Source organism: Sporosarcina thermotolerans, from assembly GCF_030067815.1.
Lineage (GTDB): Bacteria > Bacillota > Bacilli > Bacillales_A > Planococcaceae > Sporosarcina > Sporosarcina thermotolerans.
Window position 1 is genome coordinate 1,620,533 of record NZ_CP125968.1, and the last position, 13,307, is coordinate 1,633,839.

General features: G+C 40.4%; 11 protein-coding genes and 1 pseudogene. 11 read left to right on the plus strand and 1 reads right to left on the minus strand.

Annotated features, from left to right (window positions below; all coding sequences use genetic code 11):
* Positions 1–308: 308 nt before the first annotated feature.
* The 3 genes from QNH10_RS09245 (at position 309) to QNH10_RS09255 (ending at position 1,734) form a co-directional block, all read left to right on the plus strand.
* Positions 309–515 (plus strand): hypothetical protein, encoded by a 207-nt coding sequence (locus QNH10_RS09245; protein WP_283734364.1) that lies wholly within the window; start codon positions 309–311, stop codon positions 513–515.
* Between the two features lie 101 nt (positions 516–616).
* Positions 617–1,360: a hypothetical protein gene (locus QNH10_RS09250; protein WP_283734365.1), complete on the plus strand. Its 744-nt coding sequence runs from the start codon at positions 617–619 to the stop codon at positions 1,358–1,360.
* A gap of 110 nt (positions 1,361–1,470) precedes the next feature.
* Positions 1,471–1,734, plus strand: a complete 264-nt coding sequence (locus QNH10_RS09255) for a hypothetical protein (RefSeq protein WP_283734366.1) — start codon at positions 1,471–1,473, stop codon at positions 1,732–1,734.
* A gap of 89 nt (positions 1,735–1,823) precedes the next feature.
* Here the strand turns inward: QNH10_RS09255 and QNH10_RS09260 are convergent, their stop codons facing one another.
* Positions 1,824–2,156 (minus strand): nucleoside triphosphate pyrophosphohydrolase, encoded by a 333-nt coding sequence (locus tag QNH10_RS09260; RefSeq protein ID WP_283734367.1) that lies wholly within the window; start codon positions 2,154–2,156, stop codon positions 1,824–1,826.
* 267 nt (positions 2,157–2,423) lie between these two features.
* Here QNH10_RS09260 and QNH10_RS09265 point away from each other — a divergent pair, with 267 nt between their 5' ends.
* The 8 genes and pseudogenes from QNH10_RS09265 to QNH10_RS09295 all read left to right on the plus strand — a co-directional run bounded on the left by QNH10_RS09265 (position 2,424) and on the right by QNH10_RS09295 (position 13,303).
* The gene (locus QNH10_RS09265; protein WP_283734368.1) at positions 2,424–2,900 is read left to right on the plus strand and encodes a GNAT family N-acetyltransferase; all 477 of its coding nucleotides are present in this window, start codon (positions 2,424–2,426) and stop codon (positions 2,898–2,900) included.
* 135 nt (positions 2,901–3,035) lie between these two features.
* A pseudogene (locus QNH10_RS09270) lies at positions 3,036–3,610 on the plus strand (histidine phosphatase family protein).
* Positions 3,611–3,707: 97 nt separating this feature from the next.
* Positions 3,708–3,851 carry a hypothetical protein gene (locus QNH10_RS20580; protein WP_347178025.1) on the plus strand — a complete coding sequence of 48 codons (144 nt, stop codon included), beginning with the start codon at positions 3,708–3,710 and terminating at the stop codon, positions 3,849–3,851.
* A complete protein-coding gene (locus tag QNH10_RS09275; RefSeq protein ID WP_347178026.1) occupies positions 3,848–4,609 on the plus strand; it encodes an acetamidase/formamidase family protein in 762 nt (253 codons plus the stop codon). Before QNH10_RS20580 ends, QNH10_RS09275 begins: the two co-directional genes overlap by 4 nt.
* Before the next feature lie 195 nt (positions 4,610–4,804).
* Complete coding sequence (locus tag QNH10_RS09280; protein WP_283734369.1) at positions 4,805–6,247, plus strand: GGDEF domain-containing protein; 1,443 nt, start codon at positions 4,805–4,807, stop codon at positions 6,245–6,247.
* A 445-nt stretch (positions 6,248–6,692) separates the two neighbouring features.
* Positions 6,693–7,562 carry a YitT family protein gene (locus QNH10_RS09285; RefSeq protein ID WP_283734370.1) on the plus strand — a complete coding sequence of 290 codons (870 nt, stop codon included), beginning with the start codon at positions 6,693–6,695 and terminating at the stop codon, positions 7,560–7,562.
* Between the two features lie 677 nt (positions 7,563–8,239).
* Entirely contained in the window at positions 8,240–11,623 is a 3,384-nt protein-coding gene (locus tag QNH10_RS09290; RefSeq protein WP_283734371.1) for an S-layer homology domain-containing protein, read from the plus strand.
* Positions 11,624–12,001: 378 nt separating this feature from the next.
* A complete protein-coding gene (locus tag QNH10_RS09295) occupies positions 12,002–13,303 on the plus strand; it encodes an S-layer homology domain-containing protein (RefSeq protein WP_283734372.1) in 1,302 nt (433 codons plus the stop codon).
* Positions 13,304–13,307: the final 4 nt, after the last annotated feature.

A 13,307-nucleotide genomic window follows, 5' to 3' on the forward strand; every position in this document is an offset into this window, starting at 1 on the left:
TATCTAATTGAGTCCACATTCATGCAAGATTTATATTAAAACAGAAAAATAATCCATCCTTGAGTAATACTCAAATAGAATGGATTATTTTTATATGTAATGTATTAGTGTCTAATCAAATTTTGAATTGATTTGTATATTGGGTACGGGTGCTGTGTTTCCGCACATCACCCGGTCTTTTCTGAAGTACAAGTTTCAGAAAAGTCTTATATATAATTTATCACACTATTCAATTAAACTTCAATGAGTCTTTCTATGGGATTTTTCATGTGAGGCCGTGGGAGGTAGGATGTGTTCTATGGGGATACGTGGGGATCTATGGTAATAGCAGTCTACGGGAAGTTGGTAATGTTCTATGGGAAGTCGCGGCGGGTCTATGGGAAGTCGGCGGCGTTCTATGGGAAGTCGCGGCGGGTCTATGGGAAGTCGGCAGCGTTCTATGGGAACACGCGGCAGGTCTATGGGAAGTCGGCAGCGTTCTATGGGAAGTCACAGTATCCCTATGGGAAGTATAATCAAAATACCAGGGTCTTAATTGTTTAAGACGATGGTACCCTTCATGACATACAATAATAGTATGTTTGTTAGTCCAGAGTTCGAAAAAAGGGGTGCATTTATGAAAATGCAAAGAGTACGATTCATCCTATTACTGTTAATCATGACAATGGTTTTGATACCTGGTTGTAATTCGGGAAGTTTACCTATTGATCATGAGACCACAGATCCCACAACGACACAAACTACGAAAAAAACACCAGAATCCACCGTAACCGACCCGTTGGATGGCTTGACCGGAGCTAATTTATATAATGCAATTATGCTGCCGAAGTTTGAAGACAGGTATATGTTTAAGATGGTTGCTGAAAATATGGCCGGGGTTCAGGAGATAACTAAGTATTATTCCAACGGTGATTTCAAAGAATTCTACACGCAAAACAATGAAACTTCAATTACTGTTTTTGATGATAAAGATAAAATTATTTACACATATTCGGAAGAATCACCCGTATGTCACTTCATCCAATATGAACCACGTGAAGATGGTACATATGAAATGGATCCAAAACTGCTGTTGGAAGTGGATACACTAACAGTCTCCGAAATCATTGATTTTAACGGAAGAGTCACTTACTATTACGAACGGGAATTCAGTGGTTCTGATAGTTATGTAAGCAAGTATTGGATCGATGTTAAGACGAAAGTGGAAATGAAAGTGGAGGTTTATTTAAATGGGGATTTAATTTCCCAATCGATTGTTACGGAACTACAAGATGATTATGTTGTCCCCGCAAACTTTTTCATGCCACCAGACGATAAGGAACTTATAGACCTAACCGATGTGGTGTCAGGTACTCATTGAATTTAGAATTATTCCGGAATCTGTTACCTTCACCAATAATGCATTAGGTGTCTTTTTTAGTTTAATACTTGTTACAATAAAGAGAGTCAGTGTAAAGAGGGGAAAAGTAAATGGCAGAATTAATTGGTAGTTTGCTTGAAGGAATTGTAATGTCAATTCCAACTAAGAAAAATAGAACAGTTATCAAGAAATTTAAGATACTACGTAAAGAGTCATGGTTCAAGGAGAAGTACAATAGTGCTTTAATCCGGCTGAATTATTCAGTAAGGAACCTTGTGGAACAAACGGATATTGAGAAAGTAGTAAACAACCCGGAAGAAACAAAAAAGTTCCAAATTGAGCTTGAGAAGATAGTAAAGAAGGAAAATCTTTGATTCTTAGTCCCAACATTAATCGTTGTCAACTTTACGTTCATACCTAAAAATCCATCCTTGAGTCAGAGCTCAGTTAGGATGGATTTTTTTCAAACGTATTCATCTTCTACTTCCACCAAAAAGATCCGTTCCTCAAAACCACCGCGTCTAACTGCTTTCTCCGCACGAACTGCTTCCAGTTCTTCCACCGTCACGCCGTGAAACTTCGCCGCCGAGTGAATCAATTCCAACAAATCAGCCAATTCTTCAACAGCGTCATCAGATGTCATAGCTCCTTCGTATTCCGCTAATTCCTCATGCATTTTTTTGTTCACTTCTGTAATATACTGCGGGTCGTCCAATCTATAAGTGACACATGTTTTACCATCTAATGCTATTACATTTGGAATCAAGTCACGTACAAGTTTGTTGTAGACAGGCATGGGGGGGTTCTCCTTTAACTAACAATTTTATTTATTTTAGCATACGGGTTGGGGCAGCGAATGGATAAATAGTAATCTTTCTAAAATAAAGGAACCTTTTTTATGTTGTGTGATATTATTGTAATAGTTGAAAAATAGATACATTGACGTAACTGCCTACAACGTAGTGCTTCAAAATTAAAGGATAGGTTTATTAAAGAACCTTATGGGGACATTACAAGTTTTAGAATTGCAATTGAAATAAACTTCAGAAGGGTGAAGTCCTGTATGATAACACTTAGAAAAATTACGTTGGAAAACCGTCGTGCTGTGTTTAATCTAGAAGTTTCAGAAGAACAACGCCGCTTCGTTGCGTCCAATCTTTCAAGCGTGGCTTCCTGTTATGTCCTCGCACTCAATGGGGGACATCCATTTCCGTTCGCCATTTACGCGGATGAGCAGCCGGTCGGTTTTGTTATGATAACTTATGGAATCACCGGATATGAACTCCCGTCAATTGCAGATGACAGCTATTGCATCTTACGATTGATGATTGACAAGCAATATCAGAAGCAGGGCTACGGTAGGGAAGCTATGAAAAAAATCTTGGAATTTATCCGTACCTTTCCTGCTGGGCCTGCAAGTTACTGCTGGATCCCATATGGGTTTGATAACTTCGCCGCCAAGCAGTTTTATGAAAGCTTTGGCTTCCGTGACAACGGCGAAATCTGCGACAACGAGCCAATAACCGTATTGCGCCTCTGATGTAGGTGAGCCGTTAAGTATATTAAATGGAAACTGGCTTCCATAAAAGGCGTGATAAATGATTTATAGGGGGAAATGGGAATGAGCGAGATAATCTTGATTCAGCATTGCCAATCGGAGCATCATGTAAATAATATGTCAGGTGGTTGGACAGATACTCCTTTAACTGAATTGGGGAGAAAACAAGCAGAAATGATTGGGAAGAAATTAAAAGAAGTGGTCGATAAAAACGATTTTAACCTGTATTCATCTGACTTATTGAGAGCCTCTCAAACCGCGGAGATAGTCGGATCGCAGTTAGGGGAGAGGTCATTCATGATCAAGGACTTCGAGAAATAAATACAGGTGTCGCAGCAGGTAAAACTAAGGATTGGGCAAGAGCGAATAAAAACCCGCGAACGAAGAGTGGTTTTGATTTAGATTATCGCGAGTTTCAAGACGGCGAGAGCTGGCGAGAGTTTTATACCAGAGTTTGCGCTTGCATGGATAGGATATATGAGTCGGAAAAGGATAAAAACCTCGTGATTGTCACGCATGGGGGAACTTTAGGATACATACTTGCTTGGTGGATGAAATTCGAACCAGAAATGATTGTGAATGCATATTTCTCCTCGTCTGTAGGTGGTATTACTGTTCTGAGTCAAAATAGTTATCAGCAAAACGTTGTGAATAAATTTAATGATACTTCTCATTTTGACTTGTTTAGCTGACAACCGGCATTCAGTTCGAAATGAATTTAGAAGGTCCGTTTATATTATTGGCGTTTTGCCATGAATTACAATACCGTTTAGGAAAGTAGGGAGATTGATGAAAAAACTATCGGCAAAAAATAATACGATATTTGCGTTTTCCAAGAATAACAAACCAGCTCTTTTTATTGACAGCGGCGAAACGATTGAAGTTGAAACGTTGGATGCTTTATCCAATCAAATCCGCGGGAAGAAGATATGATTTCGGGAATTGATTGGAATCATATCAATCCGGCAACGGGTCCTATTTACGTGAATGAGGCAAGGAAAGGGGATACGCTGAAGGTTACGATTGAAAAGATCAATATTGACGACCAAGGAGTACTTCTTGCGGGGCCGGATCTCGGAATGTTGGGCGATGAGTTCACTGAAATGACGAAGAAAATTGTTCAAATCAAAGATGATCAAGTCGTTTTTAATGATAAACTTTCATTTCCTATCACTAAAATGATTGGCGTAATTGGTGTTGCACCTGAACATGTAGACATTCCATGTGGTACGCCGGAATCGCATGGCGGGAATATGGATACGACCGTTATCAAAGAAGGATCCGTCTTATACTTACCGGTATTTGTCGATGGTGCGTTACTTGCCTTAGGTGATTTTCACGGAGCAATGGGAGATGGGGAAATTAGCGGCACGGGGGTCGAGATTGCTGGTTCGGCCGTTCTGAAAGTTGAGGTTGTGAAGGAACAAACGATTGAACATCCAATCGTTAAATATGCAGAAGGACTTTCATTCATTGTTTCAAAAGAGATTTTGGACGAGGCTGTAAAAGAGTCAACGAAGCAGGCGGTCCATTTCCTTGAGCGCCACACGGATTTAAGCCTTGAAGAGGCAGCTATGCTGATGAGTGCTGTGGGACAGGCACAAATTAGTCAGGTGGTGGATCCGTTAATGACCGCAAGATTTTTAATCCCGCAATTCGTATTGGATGCTTATCATATTAAGGTGTTTTAATTCCATAGAAATTTTTAATCAAGCCCTGAAGTTTACGTATAGAAACTTCAGGGCTTGATCTTTTATATGAAATATAACGCTATATTAAATGCTACCTTTACAAAGAATTTACAATTATTTTACTTCTCTCGGATAATAGAACTATTCACTTGAACTATAATGATAGTAATGAACTATTGAATGGAGAGAATACTGTTGATCAGGTTAAAGGAAGAGCATTTGAGAGAATTGTTTAACCGTACCATTAAAAACGAGGACATCCAAACAGTGTTCCAACCGATTATTTCTTTGAAGGACGGAGAACTATTAGGGTATGAAGCGCTTAGTCGGGGTCCCTCAAATACACCATTGCAAAATCCTGAGAAGTTATTTTCCTATGCAATGGAATATGATCAGCTTTGGGAATTGGAATTTCTATGCCGTGCGAAAGCATTGGAATCTGCCCATATGCTTCACTCGCAAGGCAAATTGTTCTTAAATGTAAATCCTAATATTATGAGTGACCCGAAGTTCAGACAAGGGTTTACAAGAGAATATTTAAGTCGTTATAAATTCGAAGCTAATAAAATCGTTTTCGAAATCACAGAGAAAGAAGCGGTTTCAAAGTTATTCCATTTTAAAAAAACTGTAGATCATTACAAAGAACAACTTTACCAAATCGCAATCGATGATGTAGGTTCAGGGTATTCAGGCTTGAATATCATTACAGATATCCATCCCCACTTCATGAAACTGGATATGAAGTTAATAAGACAAATAGACAGCGATGCAATAAAACAGTCGCTTGTGAAGAGTTTATGTGAGTTTGCAGATCTTTCTCAAATAAGTATTATTGCAGAGGGAATTGAAACGAAAGAGGAATTATGCAAGTTAATCGATTTAGGTGTCGAATATGGACAAGGGTATTTCATTCAGAAGCCTAAATCTGTCCTTCTGCCGATAAGGGATGACTTAGTTGAAATCATTGTAGTGGAAAACAAGTGTAAACGGTATATATCATTGAATCGAAAAACGGATACATCTGTCGGCAATATTTCTACCCCTTTGCCAACTCTTGGTGTCACAACATTAGTTGACGAAGTAAAGTCAACGATGGATCAAGATAGTACATTACCAGGCTGTTGCATTGTTGATCAAAATCGATTGGTTGGTGTGATTACCAGAAATCAATTGCATTATAAAATTAGTGGTACATATGGGTATAGTTTATACAATAAAAGGAAGATACATGAAATCATGGATACGAATTTCTTACAAGTGGATAGGAATACCCCAATTCATATGGTTGCTAAACTTGCAATGATGAGGGATTCGAACCGTCTTTATGATTTCATTACGATAACGAAAGATGGACAGTATTATGGAATTGTAACAGTTAAGGAATTACTGGAAAAGTCGATGGAAATCGAAATTAATGTTGCAAAACATATGAATCCCTTAACTGAGTTGCCTGGAAATGTATTGATTGAACAACAGCTACAACTCTGTATTGATTCGACGGATCGTTACGGTATCCTCTATTTGGACCTCGATAATTTCAAACCGTACAATGATGTTTACGGTTTTGAAAACGGTGATCAAGTGCTCATGCATCTTGCTCATCTATTGGAGGAAATCGTGTCCCCCACGATTTCATAGGACATATTGGAGGCGATGATTTTATTATTGTTGCATCGTCAGAAAAGTGTGTTCCGTATAGTGAACAAATTATTGAACAGTTCGATGCTACGATCACTCGCTTTTACACGCAGGATGATGTAGAGGTTGGATGGATTGGTTCTAAAAATCGACATGGAAAAGATGAATTGTTTCCTTTAATGACTATTTCAATCGCAGTTATTTTCAAAAGTCATTTTCAATCTACATATGAGTTAGCGAAGGAAGGAAGTAAAGTAAAAAAGCAGTGCAAACAAATGGCGGGGAGTAATTATTTGATATCAAAAGAATAGTTGGAGCGATAAACTATTCCGCTCATTCACTATTGTTGTAAAGGTATCATTGAAAGCGTTCAAGGGAAATGAACTGACAATGGAATAATGAATAGTGTAGAATAGAGCAAACGACCAAGAAGAGGATACACTATATGAATAAACCACAACAAAAAACAACAATCTTAAGGGTTCTTTTCAGAGGTGCAATGGTTATGATTGGTGCAATCATTGCTGCTTACGGATTAGAATCTGTGCTCATCCCAAATAAAGTATCCGACGGAGGCGTAACAGGTCTTAGCATCGTTGGTTCGCAATTATTCGGTTTTCCATTAGGAATTCTCATCGCGATTCTAAATATTCCTTTTGTCTTTTTAGGCTATAAACAGATTGGAAAAAGCTTTGCACTCTACTCTGTGTTGGGAATTGCAACCCTCGCAGTCAGCACGAGCATGATGCACCACGTACCTACAATTATTCAAGGGGATACGCTATTAGTCACGGTAGTCGGTGGAATTATCCTCGGTCTCGGAATGGGGATAGCGCTGCGTAACGGGGGCGCACTTGACGGTATTGATATGTTAGCTGTCTTGATTTCGCGCAGAATGCCGTTTGGAACAAGCGACTTAATCCTGTTTTTGAATGTTTTTGTTTTTGCCATTGTCTCGATTGTTTTCGGCCTTCAAGGGGCTTTCCTGTCCGCAATTGCTTACTATATTGCTACGAAAGTGATCAGTATCGTTGAGGAAGGTTTGAGCGGTTCCAAAATGTATAAAATCATTACGAGCGAGCCGGAAGAAATGGTGGAAACCATACGTGACCGCCTTGGTCGTAGTTCGACTATAAGCATCGTTCAAGGTGCGTATTCCAGTGAACAGTTCAAGGAAATCACATGTATTATCAACCGATTGGAAGATAGTAAGATGAAAGAAATCATTCTCGAAATTGATCCGAAATCCTTCGTTACTGTTTATGAAGTCGCTGAAGTACGAGGAGGAAATTTCGGTAAACGTAATATCCATTAATTTAAAAAGGGGCTAACCAAATAACTTTATTTGGTTAGCCCCTTTTTGGTGGTGGACGCGATGAACATACAAAAGTATTGAGTACACAGGTGAAAAGGATTGCCCAAGATTGACTGACCTCCGTAGAAGGCACCGAAGTTCCCATAGAAGGGGCAGAGTTCCCATAGAACTGCGCTGACTTCCCATAGAAGGGGCAGGAGTTCCCGTAGAAGGTGCAGGGGTTCCCATAGAACTGCGCTGACTTCCCATAGGAGAGGCAAGAGTTCCCATAGAACCGCGCCAACTTCCCATAGAGGTGCTGGAGTTCCCATAGAACTGCGCTGACTTCCCATAGAATGGGCAGGAGTTCCCATAGAACCGCGCTGACTTCTCATAGGAGAGGCAAGAGTTCCCATAGAACCGCGCCAACCTCCCATAGAAGGTGCAAGAGTTCCCATAGAACCGCGCCAACCTCCATAGAAGGTGCAAGAGTTCCCATAGAACTGCGTTGACTTCCCATAGAACCGCGTTGACTTCCCATAGAAGGTGCCGGAGTTCCCTTAGAACCGCGCCGACTTCCCATAGAAAGAGTCCTCTAATACTTACGATACATTCCATAAAGATAGAGAAAACCTCCCGAAACTTTTACTTCCTGCCGTCGTCTAATCTGTGAATTGAACAAATGAGGAGGTAACTGTTTGGTCAGTAACCATAAAAATTTTAAACTGTTGACGTCAGCGGCTGTGGTGACGAGTGCTATTGTTGCACCTGTTGTCGTTTCTGCTGCACCGACGTCGTTTAAGGATGTCCCAACAAATCATGTCGCTTATGAGTCTATTATGTATCTATCAGGAAAAGGTATTATTCACGGGTTTGATGATGGGACGTTCAGACCTTCGGCAATGGTGACCCGCGGCCAGGCCGCGAAGATTTTGGCGACTTCATTGGACTTGGATCTAAAGAATGTGAAGAATCCGCGTTTCCATGACGTCCCGACAACGCACGGATTTTACAAGTACGTTGCGGCACTTCACGAGGCAGGCGTCATTGATGGGTACTCGAATGGTAATTTCGGGGTGAATGACCCGTTGACCCGTGGACAGATGGCGAAGATCTTGGCTATTGCATATGGGTTTGAAAAGCAACCACTACGTACAGCGAAATTCTCTGATGTCTCTGCAAATGCCTATTACGCTGTTTATTTACAGTCCTTAATTGACAATAAAATCACGTTCGGAATCACGCCGACCCGATTTGCACCAAACCAAAATGTAGATCGCGGGCAAATGGCGATGTTTGTACACCGAAGCGAATTGGCCAAGAAGCGGACGGAAACTGTGAATGCGACGATTTCAACGTTCAATGGGTATACGCTGCAAACGGATAAGGGCTATTACGACATTCCAACAACTTTACGCAACTTCTTTTCATCCCAAAACTCCAATGCCTTAAAAAACGCAAAAGTTACTTTTGAGCATGATAAAGGTACCATCACGTCCATCACAACAATTGAACTCAGGAACTCAGGAACTTCATCTAACATGATCACATTGTACGGAAACACTGCAACCTTGGATGGCAATCTGATTATCAATGCCGATTACCTCAATGTCAGGGATTTGATTGTTAATAAAAACGTCAGCTTCAATTCCGGAACGCAAAATTATTTCACTGGAGATTCATTGTACATTAAAGGCTCCACGACATTTAACGACTACACCACACCCACTAATCGCACTCTAAACTTCACTTTCAATAACTCCACTTTGAATACAGTACTGCTATCCAAATCCAACACGAACTTCATACTCTCGAACAGATCATTCGCACAATCCTTCACAATGAAGGCAAATGGTACGCTCAGAACAAATGATACTGCTCGGGTCAATGAGGTTTCAGTAGAAGGCTCAGTATCAGAAGCGGCAATCTACTCAAATGTCCCTAAGGTTTCAGTCGCAACGACAAGGGACGTGACATTGAATGGAGCAGGCATGTTTACAAGTGTCAACATCCTGACAAACCGCCTTGTGACAATTAATGCATCAGGTACCATCTCGGTGTTAGACATTCCACGAGACGGCTATGTGAACGTAGGCACGCAAACTTGGGTGTCCAATGTCCTCATTCCTTGGAACACATCTATTAGAAATGTCATCCGTAACTATGATTCAGCAATGTACCGAATAGAACGAATTAACGGGGTCTTAAATCCGGATCGCACGCCTCCTTATGTGCCGCCAGTCGTCTATGACATTACGATTCGAACCGCAACTATGGACGGCAATGGATTCATCTCCATGACATTTGACCAAAACCCTACGAAGTATAAGATGACAACGAAAACTCCGATGTACGACGGGGACGTCAAGACAAACCAAACACTCGAACTGACAAATCTGTCGATCAATAACGGCACCTACACGAACGGTCAAGCGGGGACTTTCTCATGGAGTGAAGGAAGGAACAACTATTCCACCGCCTACTCGACAGTCACTTCGAGCGGCAACTACAAGACGGTTACATTCTATGAAGATATCCGCTTAAAGAACAAAGTATTTGAAATCACTTACCGAGTCAGTAGCTTGGGCTTGGAAGTAGATACTGATTTCACTGACGATACATTAACTTTCTTGAACAACTCGACATTGTCAGTGTCAGGAGCTAAGGGAACGTATACATCCATTGCGGGGTCGAAGATTTCCGTTCCTACAGGCAACGTGACGAATGAAACCGAATTACAGAGAGCAATCTCTTTGAAGGTACCAGAAATATTGATTAGTAGAGATATCACGATCACGAAATCCGTGAATATAAACTATCCAAATGTAAAGATTCAAGCGATCAATGGAGCGACGATTAAAGTTGCCGATGGATTTAGATACAAAGCTGAAGAAGCTGCGATTACATTTGATGAAAATGCTAAGAATGCAAAATTGCAGAATGTGAAGTTGGTCGGACATTCCGGTACACGAGGTCATGGAGTTCTTGTCAATTCGGATTCTGTTACGTTTGAGAATACCGAAGTTACGGACTTCGCAGGCTACAATATCGTAACAGACAATTCGTCTCTCGTTACGTTGAATAAAGTGAAATTAGCCAATTCGACTAAAGGCGGCTTGCAAGTATATACATCTAAAACTTCCTCCCCGACAACCGTTAATTTAACAAACGTTGACACAGTGAATAATCAACTTGGCGGCATACATCTCATTGCGGATCGGGTTAATAGCAAAATTATTATTAATGGTAAAAGTAATCAGCATAATGATCAATTTAAAGGTGTACCAGCCCCTGCATTTTGGACCGAGGGGAAAGGGAACTTTGATTTCAAACTTTCCGATTTTAATCTATATACGAAAATACAAAACAGCTATTACCACATTGACAATGACCTGGAGCTAACTTACGCCTTCACGGAACTTAGTAAAACAATAACAGATAAGTATACTCCAAAGATGAACATAGCCAATAACTTCACAACGAATAAACCATTCCATTTGAATGCTGCCGTCTCCATTAACGGGAATGGGAAAACGATCACCCTTAACTCAAAAGGGGACCCGAAAAAGAATGCTGAAGGACTTTTGATCAGCTCAACTGTAGTCATTGACAACCTGAACTTCACCGCAGGAAAAGACATGAACGATCACCTAATCGAAGTGAACGGAAACGGAGCTTCATTGGCACTATCAAACTCAACACTCACAGACTCCACCTTAGCCGCAATCTATGTAGGGAATCCCGTTAAAAAAGAAACAAAAGAAAAACTGATCCTCGATGGAAATATTGCCTTTACTAACAATGTATTGGGTGGAGTCGGAGCAACGAACGGAGTAACGATTCACGCAAAAGAAGCAAAAATAACGTACACTTCTTCCAAACAGACCAACAATATTATCTATAAAAAGCCAAATCAAAGAGATAGCATCAAAGTCGATCCAATGTTCTGGGCAGACACCCTTGACGTCCGAGTCGAACTGCCAAGAGGATTCAATGAATATAAGATATTCAGAGATAAAAATAATAACAAAATCCTATCCAACGATAGAAACCCTGCAACAGAAGTTATCTATAGTAAATAAAATAAGGCCTTCCCGTTTTCAGCGGGAAGGCCTTTTGTAATTGTAAAGGAATTGTAAAGGTACCTGTGCAGGGAACTATTCCGTTTATTCACTACAAATGTATAAACATAAAACACAAATGTTCTTAAATTAACTTTTGTAAAACATGGGTGTATATTCATACAAATTGACTGAATAAACATAAATGTTTATTGCACAGGTACCTTCATATCCCTTCAAAAAACAGGTACCTCCAAACCATACTGGAATATCTACCCGGCACTGGTTTTATTTAACGGCTCGGAAGCGACTGTGTTTCTATTATAATAGGGACGCAGGAAACAATAGATATATATATTTTGCATTTCCGAGAATAGCAGTAAGGAGAGTATTGTGTTAATGACAAAAAGAATCGTAAAAATTTTGATTGGCATTCTACTATTTTTGTCGATCAACGCGGCGATGGTGATTGCAGAACCGGGCACGGCTCCGAGTACGAATCCAACTCCAACTCCGAAACCGAATAATTTCTTACCTTTCGAAAATAAGGAAGCGGGTAGAAACAGCAATGCTTACATGCCGACATACAATCCGTCTATGAATGACCGGGTGAATTTTATCAATGAAATTTCGAATTACGCAAAGGAAGTTAGTGCCAAATGGGGCATTCCTGCAAGCGCGATAATCGGAATGGCAGTGATTGAGAGCGGATATGGGACGACGAGAATCGCAGTCAATGCGAATAATATTTTTGGAATAAAAATATGGGTAACGAATCCCAATAAAGGGTGGCAACTGAAAGGTCAACCTGATGAAAACAATGGGACAGTCCCAGTGTTATCCGACTTTGGAGTGGATCGGATTATCTATGACGAAACAAATAGAGTAGATAACTGGTATCGCATGTTTTCAAGCCGTAAAGAAGCGGTTGATTACTTAGGGGGAACATTTCTTCTAAATAAAAGATACGGGTTTGCGAAAACAAACTATGAAAACAATTTAAACAAAGGCTGGAATTACGAACGCGCATCCAAACAATACATATATGATATTGCGACTGCAGGTTACAATCATCTTGGTGGGGATTACTATCGAAACGCAGTTGGCAAAATCATGGATGAATGGAATTTGTACGAGCATGACGAAAGAACGTTCAAAGATATCCATGGTCATTGGGCACAAAAAGAGATTGAGTTTTTGTCAGAGAATGGTTGGATTGACGGATTCAATGATGGAACTTTCAAACCGAACGATAGTCTGACAAGAGCGCAAGCAGCCAAAATTATTGGTAATTTCTTAGGATTGACCAAAACAACTGAACCAATCCACTTTAAAGATGTACCTACAAGCTTTTGGGGACATGATTCAGTCGTCTTGGTTGCACAACACAAACTCATGAATGGTACAGGCAGTGACTATTTCTCGCCTAAAATGGATGCAACGAGGGCACAGATGGCACAAATATTCTACAATGCCGGTTTTTATTCCGAGCCGGCAGCTAATAATCTGAAATCATTCAGTGATGTCCGCAAAGACTACTGGGCCTATATAGCAATCGAGACAATGAGGCAAGAAGGAATTATGGCTGGATTCGGCGATGGAAGATTTGGAATCAATGACCCTATTTCCAGAGCCCAATTGGCAGCGGTGATCTATCGATTGGATCAAAAAGGTTGGAATAAAAAACAGACTTTACATTAATGGC